This is a genomic window from Acinetobacter sp. 3657 (assembly GCF_031456775.1).
GTDB lineage: Bacteria > Pseudomonadota > Gammaproteobacteria > Pseudomonadales > Moraxellaceae > Acinetobacter.
This window is the reverse complement of sequence record NZ_JAVDVH010000001.1, coordinates 666289-686405: the sequence shown is the minus strand read 5'-3', so window position 1 is coordinate 686405 and position 20117 is coordinate 666289. Positions and strand designations below refer to the sequence as shown.

Below are 20117 nucleotides of genomic sequence, written 5' to 3'. Positions count from 1 at the left end.
CAACTTTGTATTGGCTAAATTTCAATAGCTTATTTATGAAGTGATCTATTTATACGGTATTTTTCACATACATCGCTTTAATTTAATATATTAGCATGTTCCAAAATAGTGCATTAATGGATTTTATTTAAAAGATTGGTTGTATTTTGGTGCATTACACAAAGAGATGTTTTTGCAGCTATGCGTAAGCCAAGAAAAGTCATACAATACGCCGATTCAAGTGGAGCGCAGATTCATGAAGACCCCCAAAGTCGGTTTTGTATCTTTAGGTTGTCCTAAGGCATTGGTAGATTCTGAACGAATTTTAACTCAGTTAAAGACTGAAGGTTATCAAGTTGCATCAGATTATGACGGTGCAGATTTGGTTGTTGTTAATACCTGTGGTTTTATTGAATCTGCAGTACAAGAGTCTTTAGACGCGATTGGCGAAGCCATGAGCGAAAACGGTCGAGTTATCGTAACAGGTTGTTTAGGCAAAGACGAAGATAAAATACGCCAAATGCACCCAAATGTTCTTAAAGTAACAGGTGCGGCAGCATATCAAGATGTGATGGAAGCGGTACATGAATATGTACCTGCACCACCAAAGCACAATCCATTTGTCGATTTAGTTCCAGAGCAAGGTGTTCGTTTAACACCAAAACATTATGCTTATTTAAAAATATCAGAAGGTTGCAACCATCGTTGTACGTTCTGCATTATTCCAAGTATGCGTGGTGATCTTGTTTCTCGTCCTGTAGGTTCGGTGTTGGAAGAAGCAGCTGCGCTGAAGCGTGCAGGTGTAAAAGAAGTCTTGGTGATTTCTCAAGATACGTCTGCTTATGGATTGGATACTAAATATAAGTTGGACTTTTGGAATGGCCAGCCAGTAAAAACCAAATTCTATGATATGTGTGAAGCACTCGGTCAACTTGGAATTTGGGTGCGTTTACATTATGTGTATCCATATCCACATGTTGATGCAGTGATTGACCTGATGGGTCAAGGCAAGATTTTGCCATATTTAGATATCCCTTTTCAGCATGCCAGTCCACGTATCTTAAAATTGATGAAGCGACCAGCACATAGTGAAAACACGTTAGAGCGCCTTAAATTGTGGCGAGAAAAATGCCCTGATTTGGTGATTCGTTCAACATTCGTGGTTGGTTTTCCAGGCGAAACAGAAGAAGACTTCCAAATTTTATTGAATTGGTTGAAAGAAGCTCAACTTGATCGTGTTGGTTGTTTTACTTATTCGCCAGTAGAAGGTGCAACAGCCAACGATCTTCCTGATCATGTTCCTGAAGAAATTAAACAACAACGTTATGAACGTTTTATGGAAGTCCAACAGCAAATTTCAGCGGAAAAGTTGCAAAAACGAATTGGTCAAACCATGACTGTACTTGTTGATAATTTAGAAGACGAATTTCCAGTTGCTGTTGCACGTTCATACGCAGATGCACCAGAAATCGATGGGAATGTTTTTGTTGAAGATATTGATAAAAGCCTGATTAAAGCAGGGGATTTGCTTGAAGTCGAAATTACCGATGCAGATGAATATGATTTATTTGCAAAGTTGATTCAGATTAAATCTGCTTGATTTTGGATTAAATTTAAGAATTTTTGAGATTGTTCGGTTTGGAGTATAAAAGTATGTCAACTTCTAAGAATCCACGTTATGCACGTATCTTGCTCAAGCTTTCTGGTGAAGCGTTAGCAGGAAATAAAGATATGGGTATTGATGCCCAAGTCCTTGATCAAATGTCATTGTCGATTGCGCACTTAGTTGGTTTAGGTGTGCAGGTGGGTATCGTGGTTGGTGGTGGTAACTTATATCGCGGTAGCCAATTGCAAAAAGATGGTTTGGTGGGTCGCGTAACGGGTGACCAAATGGGAATGTTGGCAACAGTAATGAACGGTTTGGCAATGCGTGATGCATTGGTACGCCGTAATATTAAAACTCGCTTAATGTCTGCGTTACAGATCGGTACAGTGGTTGAGTCATATTCTAGCCGTGATGCAATTCGTTATCTAAGCCAAGGCGAAGTATGCGTATTCGTTGCAGGCACAGGTAATCCATTTTTTACGACGGATACAGCAGCATGTTTGCGTGGTATTGAGATCGAATCAAACTTGATCCTTAAAGCAACAAAGGTTGATGGTGTCTATAATAAAGATCCAAGCAAATATGATGATGCAGTTAAATATGACCACTTAACTTTCGATCAAGTACTTGATGAGAAATTGGGTGTTATGGATTTGACTGCGATCTGCTTGTGTCGTGACCACAATGTTCCACTCCAAGTATTCGATATGAATAAATCTGGCGCATTACTTTCGGTCGTAATGGGCGAAAAAGAAGGTACTCACGTCACCAACTAATATACGTGCAGCATAAAGCTCTTTATACTACGCATAATTTTCTTGTAATACCTATTGAATAAGTAAGGAAGATCATATGATTAACGATCTCAAAAAAGATAGCGAACAGCGCATGCAGAAAACCCTTGAATCTTTAGAGCAGGGGTTTGCAAAGGTTCGTACTGGACGTGCTCATCCATCTATTTTAAATGGTGTAATGGTTTCTTACTATGGTTCTGACGTGCCACTTAACCAAGTTGCGAACGTAGGTGTAGAGGATTCGCGTACGCTAGTCGTTCAGCCATTTGAACGTACAATGGTTTCTGCAATTGATAAAGCGATTCGTGAAAGTGACTTGGGATTGAATCCAATCACTGCTGATTCTATTCGTGTTCCATTACCAGCTTTGACTGAGGAAACACGCCGTGATATGCAAAAAGTAGCACGTACAGAAGCTGAGAATGCAAAAATCGCGATTCGTAATATTCGTCGTGACGTTTTGGGTGACATCAAATCATTATTGAAAGAAAAAGAAATTTCTGAAGATGATGATCGTCGCGCAGGTGATGATATCCAAAAAATTACAGACAAATATGTTGCAGAGGTTGATAAACGTCTTGCGGCAAAAGAAGCAGAATTGATGAAGGTCTAATTCTATGACCTTGCAAGAAGAACCGCTTCTTCCTCAACATGTTGCCATCATTATGGATGGCAACAATCGTTTTGCCAAAAAAAAGCAAATGCAAAAAGGTGATGGGCATCGTGAAGGCAAAAATGTCTTAGATCCTATCGTCGAACATTGTAAAAAAATGGGTGTTCGAGCGTTAACCGTTTTTGCATTCTCCAGCGAGAATTGGAATCGTCCTCAATACGAAGTTGATTTGCTCATGCAATTGCTTGAAGAAACCATTCATGAGCAGCTTCCGCGGATGGAAAAGTTCAACATTGCACTGCGTTTCATTGGGGATCGTTCTCGGTTGTCAAATGAATTACGTGATTTAATGCAACTTGCAGAGCAGAAAACCGCAGCTTTTGATTCCATGACACTTTCCATCGCCGTAAGTTATGGTGGTATGTGGGATATGGCTCATGCTGCAAAATGTATTGCTGAAGATGCACTGGCTGGAAAACTTCAAACAGATCAGATAAATGTTGATTTATTTGATAAATATGTCAGTCTAAATGATCTACCTGCTGTTGATTTGTTAATTCGTACTGGTGGGGACTATCGTCTATCTAACTTTTTACTTTGGCAAGCAGCATACGCAGAATTGTATTTTACTGAAACCTTATGGCCAGAATTTACAATTAAAGAATTAGATTATGCATTTCGCGTTTTTTCAGGACGTGAAAGACGTTTTGGTAAGACATCTGAACAGATTCAACAAGCGAAAATAGAGAATTAATAATGTTAGAGCGGATTATTACCGCATTGGTGTTAGTTGCTGTTGTTTTAAGTTGCATGTTTGCAACGCAATCACATTATCCAATGTTTATGCTTATGATTTTAGCTGCGGGGGTGGCAGGTTATGAGTGGTTTAAGCTTATGCCACGTACTGCGACCACTGTGCCAAAACCTAAGGCTTGGTTGTATGGTGGTTGTGTAGCACTGGTATCAGCACTGGCATTGTTCTACGATGATGTGGCACTTCTCCTTTGGGCTGCTTCTATTCTCACTTGGTTGGGAAGTATTTATTGGGTTAAAAACTTTCCTGAATCAGATGGTTGGTACAATCCGTCATTATATATCATTGGCTTTATCTTAATTTCTGCTGCAGTCACTGCATTGTATGCCCTATGGTTTAGTTCGCCGTGGTGGTTAATGTATTTGTTCTTGCTGGTTTGGGGCGCGGACAGTGGTGCTTATTTTGTTGGACGTAAATTTGGTCAAAAGAAACTTGCACCTTTTGTAAGTCCAAACAAATCCCTAGAGGGATTGTATGGCGGTATTGCAACGACTGTCATTATTATGTTTGTTGTGCAGTATTTTTATTTAGATTTAACCACTGTACAGCTCGTCTTATTCTTAATACTCTCTATCATTACCGTGTTTGCCTCAGTATTGGGCGATTTGTTCGAGTCGATGATTAAACGCCGTGCTGGGATTAAAGATTCTGGTCGCGTACTCCCTGGACATGGTGGTGTGCTTGATCGAATAGATTCTTTGCTCGCAGCTGCCCCGATTTTTGCAACAGGGTTGTATATCTTAAAACTTATTGGTGTAGATCTATAAATGACACAAGCTGTTTGTATATTGGGTGCGACAGGTTCAATTGGACAAAGTACTTTAAAAGTATTAGCGCAGCACCCAGAGCAATACACTGTATTTGCGGTTTCTGCTTTTAGTCGTTTAGATGAGCTTTTAGAGATTTGTAGAAAATTTCATCCTAAAATTGTTGTGGTACCGAATGAAAAAGTCAGTGAACTGCAACAGCGTTTTAACCAAGAAAATTTAAAACAAATTGAAATTCTTTCGGATGAAACTGGCTTAATTGAGATTGCTGAGCATCCTGACGTTGATATTGTCATGGCAGCGATCGTTGGTGCTGCTGGTTTATTACCGACACTTGCCGCAGTTAAAGCGGGTAAACGTGTATTACTTGCTAATAAAGAAGCATTGGTGATGTCGGGTGACATTATGATGCAGGCTGCACGTGAGCATAATGCGTTACTATTACCCGTAGATTCTGAACATAATGCGATTTTTCAATCATTACCACATGATTACTTAACCACTGAACGAACAGGGCAGCCACAGCTAGGCGTTTCTGGTATTTTATTGACAGCCTCTGGCGGCCCATTTCTCAATCACACTTTAGAACAATTAAGTGCAGTAACACCACAACAAGCGTGCAAACATCCAAACTGGTCGATGGGACAAAAGATCTCAGTAGACTCAGCGACTTTGATGAATAAAGGTCTAGAACTGATCGAAGCATGCCATTTGTTTTCAATATCAGAACATTTTGTTACAGTTGTTGTGCATCCACAAAGTATCATTCATTCAATGGTTCAATATGTGGATGGTTCAACTTTGGCACAAATGGGTAACCCCGATATGTGTACGCCGATTGCACATGCATTGGCATGGCCAAAGCGTCTAAAAACACATGTTCCTGCATTGGATTTATTTGCGACAGCTCAGTTGGACTTTCAAGCACCTGATGAAGTTAAGTTTCCTGCTTTAAATCTAGCACGTCAGGCGATGAGAGCAGGTGGTTTAGCACCTACGATCTTGAATGCAGCAAATGAAATTGCAGTGGCTGCATTTTTACAAAACCGCATCGGTTTTACGCAAATTGCTCAAGTTGTCGAACAGAGTTTAGAAGCTGTACAAAATGCTAAAGCAGAAAATATAGACATCATTTTGCATACTGATATGATCGCTAGACGGATTGCAGAGAAATACATTGTGGATATAGGAGGCTAAATCGTATGAATGCACTATTTATGATTGTTGCAGCGATTTTATTGCTTGGGCCTCTGATCGCAATTCATGAGTTTGGTCACTATTGGGTTGCACGCAAGCTTGGTGTAAAAGTTTTAGTTTATTCGATTGGTTTTGGTCCAACTTTACTGAAATGGCAATCTAAAAAATCTGGTATTCAATATCAGCTTTCTGCGTTGCCTTTAGGTGGTTACGTCAAGATGTTGGATGAGCGTGAGGGAAATGTCGCAGAAAAAGACCTTCCTTATACATTCAATCGACAGCCACCGTGGAAGCGTATTGCAATTGTTGCTGCGGGTCCTTTAATTAATCTCATTTTTGCAGTTTTTTTATTTTGGATTTTGTTCCTACCTGCACAAGAACAGTTGAATACGCGTATTGGTAAAATCATGCCAAATACACCTGCCGCTCAGGTCGATCTACAGGTCGGTGATAAAGTTCTAGCTGTGGATGGTCAAACGACGCCGACATGGGAAAAATTAAACTTTGCTTTAATTAACCGTGTGGGTGAATCTGGTCAAGTGTCGGTGCTGGTTGAGCGAGACGGTACTGAAAAACAATTTAACTTGGCGATCCAAAACTTTCTCAAAGATCAAAGTCAATCACCTTTAGACGCATTGGGTTTCCTGCCTTATCGTCCAATGATCCCTGCTGTCGTGAAAGAACTGACTGCTGATGGCACTGCGATTCGCCAAGGGATGAAAGAAGGCGATCAAATTGTGGCAATTAATGATGTTGCCATGAAAGACTGGTTTGATGTGGTGAGTGTGGTTCAAAAATCACCTGAAAAGTTATTAAATATTGATGTGATGAGACAAGGTGAGCTGGTACATTTACAGATGATACCCCGTGGTCAGCGTGACAATATGGGCAATGTGACTGGTGTGCTGGGAGTGAAGAGTGATGCAGGTCAAGTCACGATTCCGAATGACTATAAGCAAACCATTCAGTATTCACCTTTACAGGCTTTTGGTGTCGCGGTTGATAAAACCGTACAGCTTTCAAGTATGATTTTTAACTCGATCGTCAAAATGGTACGTGGATTAATTGGGCTAGATAATTTGTCAGGGCCAATCACGATTGCTAAAGTTGCAGGTCAAAGTGCTGAAATGGGATGGCAGACATTTATTTCCTTTATGGCACTAATGAGTGTGAGTTTGGGGATTTTGAATTTATTGCCGATTCCGATGCTTGATGGTGGACATTTAGTTTATTACTTTATCGAACTCATTCGTGGTAAACCTGTTTCCGAACAAATACAGATATTGGGTCTAAAAGTTGGTATGGTACTGCTCGGTAGCATGATGCTTTTGGCTTTATTTAACGACTTCGTGCGTTTATAAAAAACGCAAATGGAATTTAACTTACTGGAAAATATATGGGCATGCGTCACACACATTTATTAATGCCTTTGGCACTGGTCAGTGCGATGGCAGTGGTACAACAAGCATACGCAGCAGATGAGTTTCTTGCACGAGATATACGAATTGATGGGCTAGTGCGTTTAACACCTGCAAGTATTTATTCGATGTTGCCAATAAATAGTGGTGATCGTGTCAATGATCCAATGATTGCTGAGGCTATTCGTAGTTTATATGCATCAGGTTTATTTGATGACATTAAAGTCTATAAAGAAAGCGATGTATTGGTGTTCAAAGTCGTCGAACGTCCAGTGATTTCCAAGTTGGAATTTAAAGGAAATAAACTTATTCCAAAAGAAGCTTTGGAACAAGGCTTGAAGAAAATGGGAATCGCTGAGGGCGAAGTGTTCAAGAAGTCTGCATTACAGATCATTGAAACTGAACTTGAACAACAGTATACCCAGCAAGGTCGTTATGATGCTGATGTGACAGTAGAAACAGTTGCACGACCAAACAACCGTGTTGAGTTGTTATTGAACTTCAACGAAGGAACAGCAGCTAAAGTATTCGATATTAATATCATTGGTAATACTGTATTTAGTGACAGTGATATCAAGCAAGCTTTCGCAGTAAAAGAAAGTGGCTGGGCTTCTGTTGTTACTCGTAATGACCGCTATGCACGTGAAAAAATGGCAGCGAGCTTAGAAGCTTTACGTGCGTTGTATCTCAACAAAGGTTATATCAATTTTAATATTATTAATTCACAACTGAATATCAGTGAAGATAAAAAGAATATCTTTATCGAAGTTTCTGTTGATGAAGGTAGTCAATTTAAGTTTGGCGAAACCAAGTTCTTGGGTGATGCACTTTATAAGCCTGAAGAACTAAAAGCACTAAAACTATATAAAGATGGCGAAACCTATTCACAAGAAAGAGTGAATGCCGTTAAGCAACTATTACTGAGAAAGTATGGTAATGCTGGTTATTATTACGCTGAGGTGAATGTCGTACCTGAGATTAATAACCAAACTGGATTGGTGAATCTCAATTACTATATCAATCCCGGTCAACAAGTTACGGTACGTCGTGTGAACTTCACAGGTAATAATAAGACTGCTGATGAGGTTTTACGTCGTGAAATGCGCCAAATGGAAGGTGCGTTAGCAAGTAACGAAAAAATTGATTTATCCAAGATTCGTTTAGAGCGTACAGGTTTCTTTAAAACCGTTGATGTTAAGCCTGTTCGTGTACCAAACACACCTGACCAAGTTGATTTAAATGTCACTGTTGAAGAGCAACATTCAGGAACCACAACTTTAGCAGTTGGTTATTCTCAAAATGGTGGTGTGACTTTCCAAGCAGGTTTAAGTCAGACTAACTTTATGGGAACGGGTAACCGTGTTGCAGTCGATCTATCACGCTCTGAAACACAAGACTATTACAACCTAAGTGTGACTGACCCATACTTTACCATTGATGGTGTGAGTCGTGGTTATAACGTTTACTATCGTAAAACCAAGCTAAACGAAGATTATAATGTCAATAACTACGTGACAGATAGTTTAGGCGGAAGTCTAAGCTTTGGTTATCCGATTGATGAAAACCAAAGTTTAAGTGCATCGTTAGGTATTGATAAAACAAAAGTAAGAACGGGGCCAAGTGTATCGACTTATATTCGTGATTATTTACTGAATAATGGCGGTAAGGCAACAGGCAGTAGTACATATTGCCCTACTGAAGACCTAGAAATAATTGATGAAAAATATACTGGCAACTGTATTCCAGGTAAAGAAAGACCATATGATAATGCTTTTGAAGGCGAATTCCTTACTTATAATTTAAATCTAGGTTGGTCATATAATACGCTTAACCGACCAGTTTTCCCGACATCAGGTATGTCGCATCGTGTTGGCCTAGAAGTGGGTCTTCCGGGTAGTGATGTTGACTATCAAAAACTAACTTATGATGCGCAAGCATTTAAATCATTACCAAAAGGTTTTGTACTTCGGGGATATGGTAAGTTAGGTTTTGGTAATGATCTGCCGTTCTATAAGAACTTCTATGCAGGTGGTTATGGCTCGGTTCGTGGCTATGATAACAGCTCTTTGGGTCCAAAATATCCAAGTGTTGTTTTTCAAGAAACAGATCGAAATGATCCTGATCCTGAGGAAGTTGGTGGTAATGCACTGGTTCAGTTTGGTACTGAACTCGCACTGCCTCTGCCATTTAAAGGTGATTGGGCGCGTCAAGTCAGACCTGTATTGTTTGCTGAAGGTGCACAAGTATTTGATACTAAATGTGATGTGCCTAGAGGTAATGTTTTAGTAAATGGTAGCAATGTCGATATAAAACAATACTGTAAAGACAACTACAACTTTGATGCTGGAAATATGCGCTACAGTGTTGGTGCAGGTTTTACATGGATCACTATGATTGGACCGTTATCGCTGAGTTATGCTTACCCGCTTAATGACAAGAAGGGTGATGACACTAAATCAATCCAATTTGAAATTGGTCGTACATTCTAAGTACGACCTTGTTTAATTTTTGAAAAATATACAAAGGATGGAATCATGAAAACATTAACCGCTGTCATGTTCGGTTTAGGTTTAACGATATCTGCGATGAGTAATGCAACAAGTATTGCTGTCGTCGATTTAGCAAAAGTTGTTGAAAGTAGTACCTATTTGAAACAGCAGAACGCCAGTCTCGGTCAATCGGTAAAACCGACATCGACCAAATTGGAACAGTTAGGCAAAGAAATCGAGAGTTTGCAACAAAGAGCGCAATCTGCAAATCAAGCTGATTTACAAAAACTTTCTGCACAATATCAAGCAAAAGTAAATGAGTTCAATACGACTCAACAAGGTTTACAGACTAAAGTTCAGTCAAGTTTGCAAACCATGAATACGACTTTTGAAAATCGTGTTAAGCAAGCAGCCGAACAACTTCGTAAAGAAAACAATTTAGACTTTATTATGAATAAAAATTCTACGATTGCCTCTGACGCTAAGTATGATTTAACTGATAAAATGATTCAAAAGGTTAATGCAATGAAATAATCAATGAATAGAAGTCGTTATCGTTTAGAAGAACTTGCTCACCTTGTAAAAGGTGAGTTTTTTGGTGAAAAAGACTTTCAAATTTCTAATTTGGCAAGTTTAGAGCTGGCTCAGAACCAGCATATTAGTTTTGTGAATGGTGAAAAATATTTAGCCCAAGCAGAAGCAAGTCATGCAGGTGTTTATATCGTCACGGAAACATTGAAGCAGCAACTTCCACAAAAGAAAAATTTTATCGTTGTTGATAACCCTTATTTAGCATTTGCAGTTCTCACGCATATATTCGAAGCAAAAATCCTCCAGCGTGGTATTGAAAGCACGGCTCAAATTCATCCCTCAGCAATCATTGCCGATGATGTTTATATTGGACATTATGTGATCATTGGCGAAAACTGTGTGGTTGGAGCAAATACAATTATTCAAGCCCATTCATTTATTGATGACGGTGTTAAGATCGGCAAAGATTGCTTTATTGATGCTCATGTCACCATTACGGGACAAGCGACATTAAAAGATCGTGTTCGGATCCATGCAAATACTGCGATCGGGACAGAAGGCTTTGGTTTTGCACCTTATGAAGGGAAATGGCATCGAATTGCTCAACTTGGTTCAGTCAAGATCGGTAATGATGTGCGTATTGGCTCAAATTGTAGTATTGATCGAGGTGCTTTGGATGACACGATTTTGAAAGATGGTGTCATTATTGATAACCTTGTGCAAATCGCTCACAATGTACATATTGGTGAAAATACAGCAATCGCCGCGAAATGTGGAATCGCTGGCAGTACGAAAATTGGCAAAAACTGTATTCTAGGTGGAGCCTGTGGGGTGGTTGGGCATCTTGAAATCACGGATAATGTGACACTTACAGCAATGTCAATGGTCACAAAAAATATTTATGAGGCTGGAACGTATTCTTCTGGTGTTGGACTTTTTGAAAATAGTCATTGGAAAAAGACCATTGTGCGCTTAAGACAATTAGCAGATGTGCCATTGACCCAAATCACGAAAAGACTCGATCATATGCAAGCTCAATTAGAGTCCCTTGAATCAACCCTTAAGTTACGTAAATAATTTATTATGACCGAATCTACATTACCAACATTTACAATGCCTGAATTGCCAATGGATATTTTGACCATTCGCGAATATTTACCTCATCGCTATCCTTTTTTATTAGTTGATCGTGTGACTGAAGTGACTGAAAACAGCATTGTCGGTTATAAGAATGTGTCTATTAATGAAGAGTTTCTTCAAGGACATTTTCCCACTTATCCGATTATGCCTGGTGTATTGATCATTGAAGCTTTAGCACAGGTCTCTGGTATATTAGGTTTTGTATTAACAAATCAAAAGCCAAAAGCGGGTTCGTTGTTCTTATTTGCTGGTGCAGAAAAAATAAGATTTAAGAAACAGGTTGTTGCTGGTGACCAGCTTATCTTAAAATCTGAACTTGTTATGCAAAAACGCGGCATTTACAAGTACAATTGTACTGCAAGCGTTGACGGTATTATCGCTGCAACGGCAGAGATTATTATTTCACACCAAAAAATTGAGCAGGCATGAGTAGTCAAAATTTAATACATCCTACAGCTATTATCGATCCATCTGCAGTAATCGCATCAGATGTGCAGATTGGACCGTATTGTATTGTAGGCCCAAATGTAAGTATTGACACGGGGACAAAATTACACTCACATGTAGTGATTGGTGGTTTTACGCGGATTGGTAAAAATAATGATATTTTCCAATTCTCTAGTGTTGGAGAAATTTGCCAAGATTTGAAATATCAAGGTGAAGAAACGTGGTTGGAAATTGGCGACCACAATATTATCCGTGAGCATTGTACCTTGCATAGAGGTACAGTTCAGGATAAAGGCATTACCAAGATTGGTAGTCATAACCTCTTTATGGTGAATACTCATATCGCACATGATTGTGTGATTGGGAATCACAATATTTTTGCCAATAATGTCGGCGTTGCAGGCCATGTACATGTTGGTGATCATATTATTGTCGGTGGTAATGCTGGTATTCATCAATTTTGCCGTATTGATTCATATAGTATGATTGGTGGTGCTGCATTGATTCTCAAAGATGTTCCTGCCTATGTGATGGCATCAGGAAACCCAGCGCATGCATATGGTATGAACATTGAAGGTATGCGACGTAAAGGCTGGTCAAGAGATACCATTCAAGGCTTAAGAGCTGCCTATAAACTGATTTATAAGTCTGGCCTCACCTCTGAGCAGGCTATTGAACAGATTCGTAATGAAGTACTGGTGAATACACCAGAAGCGCAACTATTTATTGACTCTTTAGAAAAATCAACGCGCGGTATTGTGCGTTAATTGATTCAGTGCGGTTAATAGATAAGAAAAAAGACACTGAGGTGTCTTTTTTGCATTTTAGTCGTCGTCCTCAATGAATTGTTGTCGATATTGTTTAGGTGATACTTCAAAGGTTCTTTTAAACGCTTGGCTAAAGGCGGTTTCCGATGAATATCCGACTTTATTTGCAATTTGTTGAATCGAATAACTGCTTTTTCGTAGATATTGGCTGGCTAAACGCATCCGATGTTGTTGTAAATAGGCTAGCGGTGATTCACCGATAACCTCATGGAATAAACTGGCAAACTTTGAGCGTGACATACAGCATTGTTCTGCCAATAATTCGACGGTCCAAGCATCTTCGGGATGGTTGTGAATTGCAGCTAAGCTATTACTGAGTTCAGGATGGTTGAGCGCACTGAGCCAACCGTGTTGAGTCGATATTTGTTGGATATGATCACGTATACATTTGATTAGTAAAATATTCACCAAGTGGTCAATGATAATGTCTCGACCTGCCTGAATATTCTGAGTTTCCAATGCTAGGAAATGCAATCCTATTTGTAGCCATTCAGGTGCAGTCGCATCTCCTTGTTGCAGATGAATCAATAACGGAAGTGCTTGAACAAAAGGGCGCGCCATGATGGTATCAATTTGGCAACGGATCGTTAAAATTAGATTTTTATTCGAAGATTCTGTACCAAACTCTAAGGCATCTTCTTTGTGACCATCGAAGAATTTTGAAATATCAATCGCATCAACGAGCTTGGTAATCGCATTGTCTGCACCAATATGCGCTTTCCCAGAAGGAATAATCACAATTTCGCCAGCATGAGCAGTCAAACTGTTCTGGGCATCAATTTGAATATAAACCGAACCAACCAAAACAATATGCACAATCAAAGCGCTTTGATCTTGGCAAAAAAAACTCCATTCTCCCTGAGTTTTCAAGTAGATATATTCAGTGTGGTTTAAATGAATATCAGCAAAAATTTTACTTAGGGCATCCATATGATTTTTACATGATGTAGTTATTCTTAAATTATAGAGTGCTATGGAGATAACTCAATATCTGTTTATGTGCTTAAAGGACAAAAACAGGGGGGAAAATGCCAAAGACGCTGAAATAGGTTTTTTGGACGCTTGCAACTGTAATCTGCTACATTTTCCTAGAAAATATAAGTATATAGAAAAGATATGGAAAAGATGATGAATGCGCCAGTAAATGTTGAGCATGAACTTACGCCAGTAAGCATTCCAAAATCAAAAATGGAGTTGGACCGTAAACGTTATTTATGGGCAATTAGTCCAGCTTTACCTGTAATCGGTATTGGTATTTTAGCTGGTTACCAATTTGCACCTCGTCCATTGAAGAAAATCTTTGCATTGGGTGGGCCGATTGTTTTACATATTGTCATTCCAACAATTGATACAATCATTGGTAAAGATGCCAATAATCCATCTGAAGAAGATATTAAGCTTTTAGAGAAAGATCCATACTATTCGCGTTTAGTCAAAAGCTTTATTCCGTTACAGTATGCAGCGAATTTTTATGCATGTTATTTAACAAGTCGAAAAGAAACATCATTCATTGATAAAATTTTCCTTGGTATTTCAATGGGTGCGATTAATGGTATTGCGATTAATACCGCACATGAACTCAGCCATAAACATGATCGCATTGACCATATTTTGTCACATTTGGCACTTGTTCCAACAGGGTACAATCATTTCCGTATAGAACATCCTTATGGCCACCATAAACGTGCGGCGACACCAGAAGATCCAGCATCTTCACAAATGGGTGAGACATTTTATGAGTTTTGGCCACGTACAGTCTTCGGTTCTTTTAAGTCAGCAATCGAGATCGAGACCAATCGTTTAAAACGTAAAGGCTTAGAATTCTGGTCTAAAGATAATGAATTACTTCAAGGTTGGGGAATGAGTGCAGCATTCCACGGCTCGATGATTGGTTTATTTGGTAAGGGTGTAATTCCTTATTTAGCAACTCAGGCATTCTATGGCATTACTTTGTTCGAGATTATTAATTATATCGAACACTATGGTTTGAAGCGTCAGAAAAATGCAGATGGGAAATATCAACGCACGATGCCAGAACATAGCTGGAACAATAATAATATTGTGACCAATTTGTTCTTGTATCAGTTACAGCGTCACTCAGACCATCATGCTTATCCAACTCGTCCATTCCAAGCATTACGTCATTTTGATGAAGCACCAGAGTTGCCAAGTGGCTATGCAAGCATGTTACTTCCTGCGTTGATTCCACCACTATGGTTCAAAATGATGGATAAGCGTGTATTTGATCATTACAAAGGTGATTTAAATAAAGCCAATATCTATCCAAAACGTCGTGCTAAAATTTTGAAAAAATTTGGTGTGGCTGACCAGTCTTTAGAACAAGCATCCATTGAAGTTGCTGTTACAGGCTAATTTTAAGCTTCCAATAAAAAAACACTGATCAGCAATGATCGGTGTTTTTTTATTTTCTTGTATTAAAAAAATAAAAAAGGGCAGTTTTTAAATGCTCTTGCTGTATATCTATCTATAACGTAAAACTAAAAATCCTGATATTGAGGCTGAAATGACAAAACATTATGATTATATTGTGATCGGTGGTGGTAGCGGTGGTATTGCATCGGTGAATCGAGCAGCGATGTACGGTAAAAAATGCGCCTTGATTGAAAGGAGCGAAATCGGTGGAACTTGTGTCAATGTTGGCTGTGTACCTAAAAAAGTGATGTGGTATGCTGCACAAGTCGCTGAAACCATTCAAAAATACGGATCTGATTATGGCTTCAATAGCAAACTAGAGTCTTTTGATTGGCAGATCTTAATCAAGAATAGACAAGACTATATCGAGCGAATTCATCAGTCTTATCAAAATAGCCTAAGTAACAATAAAGTTGATATGATTCATGGTGCTGCAACTTTTATTGATAAAAATACCATTCAAGTCAATGCTGAGCGCTACACTGCGGAACATATTTTAATTGCAACGGGAACGCAGCCTGCCTTACCTAAGCTTGATGGCGTTGAATATGGCATCGATTCAAATGGTTTTTTTGAATTAACAGCTTTGCCTAAAAGAACAGCCGTTGTGGGTTCTGGCTATATCGCAGTTGAGCTTGCTGGTGTACTGAACGCCTTAGGTTCAAAGGTGGAATTGTTTATTCGTAAGGATTTACCTGTACGTCGTTTTGATCGTTTCATCAGTGAAACTTTGCTTGAAGTGATGCAAACAGATGGAATCATCGTACATACGCAGGCGGTGCCTAAGCGGGTCACAAAAAATGAAGATGGTTCGGTCGTGTTACATTTAGAAAATGGTGAGCAGCATACTGTTGATTGCTTAATATGGGCAACAGGACGAGAGCCGAATACATCGGGTCTGAATCTTGATCAAGCCAATATTAAGTTAGATGAGAGAGGTTATATCGAGGTTGATAAGTACCAGAATACCTCGCAAGAGGGCATTTATGCGGTTGGTGACATCACGGGTAAAATGGAGCTAACACCTGTTGCAGTAGCAGCAGGTCGTCGCTTATCTGAAAGACTGTTTAACGATAAGCCTGATGAATATTTGGATTATGACAATATTCCAACCGTGGTGTTTAGCCATCCACCGATTGGCACAGTTGGAATCACTGAAGCTGAAGCAATTGAAAAATATGGTAAACATTCAGTGAAAGTTTATAACTCATCTTTTACTGCGATGTTTAGTGCGATTACCCAGCATCGACAGCCAACTAAAATGAAATTGGTTTGTGTTGGTGAAGAAGAGAAGATTGTTGGGATCCATGGGATTGGTTTGGGGATGGATGAAATCTTGCAGGGCTTTGCAGTCGCATTGACAATGGGTGCAACTAAACAAGATTTTGATAATACTGTTGCAATTCATCCAACTTCGGCCGAAGAATTTGTAACGATGCGGTAGGTAAGACTCAGTTTAATTTACCTTATCATCGTAAATTAAACTGAATTCCTATGTGGAAATATTTCTCAGGAACTACAAGAGAGAATAATTATTTTTTTAAGATGTGCAACTCTTCATGTTCCATTGCCATAAATGGTAAAATTTTACTTGATGTTAGCCAAGAGATTCCAAACGCGACAAGTCCAAAAAATTCACACCAGTACACTAGTCTAGGATTTAGAATGATGGGATTAGGTAAATATTGAATTAACATATCTAGTATTAGTATCAACATTGATAAGACAATTGTAATTCCTGAGATAAGATATATATAAGATCTTCGTTTTGCCATGATATTTCCATCTCGTAGAAATTTTGTTTTTGCCCTTTGGTAAAAAATTTGACAGAATCTAGCTAAAATGAGAAACATAACAATCGCAGATATAATATGCATAATTCCAAAAACTATTTGATTATATTCATTAATATTTTTGCAGACATTACCCATTACCTCACATTTGCAAGGGAATAATGCAACTCCAAGTGCTGAAACTGCGGCAATTTTACTAATGAGAGCTTCTTTTTGAGGTTCTTGACCGTTGTAAGCGAATAGGAAAGAAGCTATTGCAAATAGACAACCTACGAATATATTACGCACTAATCCATCATGATGATAAGATTCACTAATAGATTGGATTTCTCCATGCGTTAAAAAACTTGTTAAACTCGCCAGAAATAATGCAATTAACCCCACAATCAGTTTAAGGGTGCGAGAATCAATTTCATCTTGTGTATAATCTACTTTCATTTTTTTAGCCTATGTTTTTAATAGCTTTCGTCTAATTTTTATTTTTATAATATAGAATCTAATTTATATCCCTGTCTAATGTGCAATGGACTGTTGGAAATGAAATTAAAGGGTGGAGGCGAATTTTATTCATCTATTAACTTATGCTTATTACTTAGATAATAAATAAAAAAGAAAAGACTCGAAAGCCTTTTCTAATGCAATATTTTTACAGATTTCGATTACTTCAATTCGCTTGATGATTTACCTAACTCACGACGAGCAATAATGAGTTGCTGAATTTGTTGCGTACCTTCAAAAATATCAAGAATTTTTGAATCGCGCGCCCATTTTTCTAACAACTCATCTTCACCATAACCAAGGCTTGCAGCAAGTTCGACACATTTTAGGGTGATTTCATTGCCCACACGTCCAGCTTTTGCTTTGGCGATCGAGGCTTCTTTGGAGTTTGGTTTCTTGTTATCCGCCATCCATGTTGCTTTGATCATTAACAAACGTGCAGCTTCCCATTCAGCTTCCATACGATAGATTTGGGCAGCTAAATTTGAAGTTTGGAGATAGGGTGTTTTATAGTCAGGATCAAGTTGGTCTTTAAATATCTCTTTAATCCGTTCTAATGAAGCTTTAGCGCAACCAATTGCCATTGCAGCCACTAGTGGTCGTGTATTGTCAAAGGTTTCCATCACGCCTGCAAAACCTTTAGCGACATCAATTTCAGGATTGCCCAGTAAATTGGCAGCAGGAACACGACAGTCGATGAAACTAATCACTGCGGTATCCGATGCTTTGATCCCCAACTTATGCTCTAGACGCTCTACCTTCATTCCTGTAGTACCTTTTGGTACAACAAAGGATTTAATCGCAGCGCGACCAAGTTTTTTGTCTAAAGTTGCCCAAACGACAACCGAGTCAGCACGTTCACCAGAGGTAACGAAGATTTTCTCACCATTGAGGATATAGTCATCGCCATCTTTGGTCGCTGTAGTACGAATAGCGGCAGAGTCGGATCCACAACCCGGCTCCGTAATGGCCATCGCTGCCCAAGTATTTTTGAAGCGTTCAAGTTGTTCATCATTGGCGACCGCAGCGATGGCAGAGTTACCTAAACCTTGGCGCGGCATACTGAGTAATAAACCCGTATCACCATAGCACATCTCAATGATACCAAGTGCAGTCGACATGTTATTGCCATTCTTATTGCCTGTTTCAGCGGCACCACGTTGTCCAACAGCCGCACCCGCATTGATGCCTTCACCACCTTCATTCATACCATCGACTAAAGAGGCTAGCATATCCAACTCTTTTGGATAGGCGTGTTCAGCTTTATCATACTTGCGAGAAATCGGGCGCAATACATTCAACGCGACTTCATGTGCTTGATCGACCATCATTTTGAATTTTTTAGGATTTTGTAAGTTCATCGTATTATCCTCAGGTGATCAGTTAAGCATGTAAGCCAGAATGTAAAATTGCAGTTGCGCGTAAGTCTCGATACCAACGTTCAACAGGATGCTCTTTGGTAAAACCGTGCCCGCCTAGAATTTGTACGCCATCTGTACCAATTTTCATTGATTTTTCAGCACAGAGTAAACGAGCTAAATATGCTTCACGATGGAAGGGTTGTCCAGCCTCTGCCAAACTCGCTGCGTTTAGCACCAACATACGCATGGCATCAATTTCAATCGCCATATCGGCAATGATAAATGCAACACTTTGACGATGAGAGATTGGCTCACCAAATGCGGTACGTTCATTGGCATATTTGATACAGTATTCCTTGATCGCTTCACATGTACCAACAGCCATTGCACACCACATTAAGTTACCTAAATCGACAAATGCAGTGTAGTCAAAATCTGCATCACCTAAAGGTAAAGCAGGGGTGTTATTAAATCGTAATGTTGCGGTTTCGGCTGCTTTTAATCCCATAGCTGGATTGGCTTTAATCGAAATACTGTCATCGCACTGCACGACAAAGATATTTGCTTCTCCATCGAACTCGGCACTCACCAAGAAAACATCGGCAGTATCACCAAGCACAACTAAAGTTTTTTCACCATTAATGAGGATTTGACCATTTGATTCTGTCGCTGTGGTTTTCAATTGGAATGGATTAAATGCAGGTGTTGCTTCTTGCACTGCAAAAGTTGCGGTCACGTCAGTATCTTCAGCAAAGCACGGGAGATACATCGACTGGACTTGAGTTGAACCCCAACGGGTAATGGCATTAATGACGCTGAATGTACTCAGTAAGCCTGCAGTTAAACTAAAATCACCCTTTGCTAAGCTTTCTGCAATGAGAATATTGCTGACGATATTTTGTTCGGCTGCAACACCGCCTAATGCTTCAGGTAGAGCATAGTAGTTTAAGCCTAAGTCTACTAAATGTTGCCAGAGTTGTTCTGGAAACTGCGCATTGTGATCGGCATCATGAGCAAGTGTATACAACACTTCTTGTGCAAATTGTGACATTGCATCCGCAGTCATTTGCTGTTCTTCAGTTAAGCTGAGATCAAATAAATTTTTGTTAATTTGATTGGGTAAACGTTGTTTATCAATAGGTTGTGCTTTAAAGGCTTTCTGCGTTTTTGTAAGTACTTTAAAACCAGTTTTTGAACCTTGATATAATGATTTTTCTACAAATTTTCGTAATTTGAGTTGATCAAGCACATCGCTTCCTGCAAGTTTTGTGATCAAAGATAGCCCAATACCTTGAGCTTTATTCATCATATTCGACATGTTTTTATCCTAGAGGATGGTTGTGATTTTATGCTGACATGTTCTAGAGCGAAAGACTATGTCTTCTTTGACCTGCTGATTGGATATAGATA

General features: G+C 39.2%; 18 protein-coding genes. 14 read left to right on the top strand and 4 right to left on the bottom strand.

What is annotated here, in order from left to right; all coding sequences use genetic code 11:
* The first annotated feature begins 235 nt into the window (after window positions 1–235).
* The 12 genes from rimO to lpxA all read left to right on the top strand — a co-directional run bounded on the left by rimO (window position 236) and on the right by lpxA (window position 12562).
* Entirely contained in the window at window positions 236–1579 is a 1344-nt protein-coding gene (gene rimO / locus J2Y37_RS03115) for a 30S ribosomal protein S12 methylthiotransferase RimO (protein WP_004670964.1), read from the top strand.
* A gap of 53 nt (window positions 1580–1632) precedes the next feature.
* Window positions 1633–2361 carry a UMP kinase gene (gene pyrH / locus J2Y37_RS03110; RefSeq protein ID WP_004670966.1) on the top strand — a complete coding sequence of 243 codons (729 nt, stop codon included), beginning with the start codon at window positions 1633–1635 and terminating at the stop codon, window positions 2359–2361.
* Window positions 2362–2437: 76 nt separating this feature from the next.
* Window positions 2438–2992 carry a ribosome recycling factor gene (gene frr / locus J2Y37_RS03105; RefSeq protein ID WP_004670967.1) on the top strand — a complete coding sequence of 185 codons (555 nt, stop codon included), beginning with the start codon at window positions 2438–2440 and terminating at the stop codon, window positions 2990–2992.
* A gap of 4 nt (window positions 2993–2996) precedes the next feature.
* Window positions 2997–3746, top strand: a complete 750-nt coding sequence (gene uppS, locus J2Y37_RS03100; RefSeq protein WP_349031826.1) for a polyprenyl diphosphate synthase — start codon at window positions 2997–2999, stop codon at window positions 3744–3746.
* Window positions 3747–3748: 2 nt separating this feature from the next.
* The gene (locus tag J2Y37_RS03095; protein WP_005197084.1) at window positions 3749–4573 is read left to right on the top strand and encodes a CDP-archaeol synthase; all 825 of its coding nucleotides are present in this window, start codon (window positions 3749–3751) and stop codon (window positions 4571–4573) included.
* Complete coding sequence (ispC, locus tag J2Y37_RS03090) at window positions 4574–5770, top strand: 1-deoxy-D-xylulose-5-phosphate reductoisomerase (RefSeq protein ID WP_349031825.1); 1197 nt, start codon at window positions 4574–4576, stop codon at window positions 5768–5770.
* Window positions 5771–5775: 5 nt separating this feature from the next.
* Window positions 5776–7131, top strand: a complete 1356-nt coding sequence (gene rseP / locus J2Y37_RS03085) for an RIP metalloprotease RseP (RefSeq protein ID WP_349031824.1) — start codon at window positions 5776–5778, stop codon at window positions 7129–7131.
* A 35-nt stretch (window positions 7132–7166) separates the two neighbouring features.
* Window positions 7167–9677, top strand: coding sequence for an outer membrane protein assembly factor BamA (gene bamA, locus J2Y37_RS03080; RefSeq protein WP_349031823.1), 2511 nt, complete (start codon window positions 7167–7169; stop codon window positions 9675–9677).
* 45 nt (window positions 9678–9722) lie between these two features.
* Complete coding sequence (locus tag J2Y37_RS03075; protein WP_349031822.1) at window positions 9723–10211, top strand: OmpH family outer membrane protein; 489 nt, start codon at window positions 9723–9725, stop codon at window positions 10209–10211.
* 3 nt (window positions 10212–10214) lie between these two features.
* The gene (gene lpxD / locus J2Y37_RS03070) at window positions 10215–11285 is read left to right on the top strand and encodes a UDP-3-O-(3-hydroxymyristoyl)glucosamine N-acyltransferase (RefSeq protein WP_349031821.1); all 1071 of its coding nucleotides are present in this window, start codon (window positions 10215–10217) and stop codon (window positions 11283–11285) included.
* Window positions 11286–11336: 51 nt separating this feature from the next.
* Window positions 11337–11777: a 3-hydroxyacyl-ACP dehydratase FabZ gene (fabZ, locus tag J2Y37_RS03065; protein WP_349031845.1), complete on the top strand. Its 441-nt coding sequence runs from the start codon at window positions 11337–11339 to the stop codon at window positions 11775–11777.
* Window positions 11774–12562 carry an acyl-ACP--UDP-N-acetylglucosamine O-acyltransferase gene (gene lpxA / locus J2Y37_RS03060; protein ID WP_004670976.1) on the top strand — a complete coding sequence of 263 codons (789 nt, stop codon included), beginning with the start codon at window positions 11774–11776 and terminating at the stop codon, window positions 12560–12562. The genes fabZ and lpxA overlap by 4 nt, the downstream gene beginning before the upstream one ends.
* A gap of 57 nt (window positions 12563–12619) precedes the next feature.
* On the opposite strand, the gene J2Y37_RS03055 is transcribed toward lpxA, so the two are convergent.
* Entirely contained in the window at window positions 12620–13552 is a 933-nt protein-coding gene (locus J2Y37_RS03055; protein WP_004670977.1) for an AraC family transcriptional regulator, read from the bottom strand.
* Between the two features lie 186 nt (window positions 13553–13738).
* Here J2Y37_RS03055 and J2Y37_RS03050 point away from each other — a divergent pair, with 186 nt between their 5' ends.
* Both J2Y37_RS03050 and gorA read left to right on the top strand, forming a co-directional pair.
* Window positions 13739–14995 carry an alkane 1-monooxygenase gene (locus J2Y37_RS03050; protein ID WP_349031820.1) on the top strand — a complete coding sequence of 419 codons (1257 nt, stop codon included), beginning with the start codon at window positions 13739–13741 and terminating at the stop codon, window positions 14993–14995.
* A 151-nt stretch (window positions 14996–15146) separates the two neighbouring features.
* Window positions 15147–16499 (top strand): glutathione-disulfide reductase, encoded by a 1353-nt coding sequence (gorA, locus tag J2Y37_RS03045; protein ID WP_349031819.1) that lies wholly within the window; start codon window positions 15147–15149, stop codon window positions 16497–16499.
* 88 nt (window positions 16500–16587) lie between these two features.
* Here the strand turns inward: gorA and J2Y37_RS03040 are convergent, their stop codons facing one another.
* The 3 genes from J2Y37_RS03040 to J2Y37_RS03030 all read right to left on the bottom strand — a co-directional run bounded on the left by J2Y37_RS03040 (window position 16588) and on the right by J2Y37_RS03030 (window position 20025).
* Window positions 16588–17286: a hypothetical protein gene (locus J2Y37_RS03040; protein ID WP_004670983.1), complete on the bottom strand. Its 699-nt coding sequence runs from the start codon at window positions 17284–17286 to the stop codon at window positions 16588–16590.
* Between the two features lie 221 nt (window positions 17287–17507).
* A complete protein-coding gene (locus tag J2Y37_RS03035; RefSeq protein WP_349031818.1) occupies window positions 17508–18707 on the bottom strand; it encodes an acyl-CoA dehydrogenase family protein in 1200 nt (399 codons plus the stop codon).
* 22 nt (window positions 18708–18729) lie between these two features.
* Window positions 18730–20025: an acyl-CoA dehydrogenase family protein gene (locus J2Y37_RS03030; protein WP_349031817.1), complete on the bottom strand. Its 1296-nt coding sequence runs from the start codon at window positions 20023–20025 to the stop codon at window positions 18730–18732.
* Window positions 20026–20117: the final 92 nt, after the last annotated feature.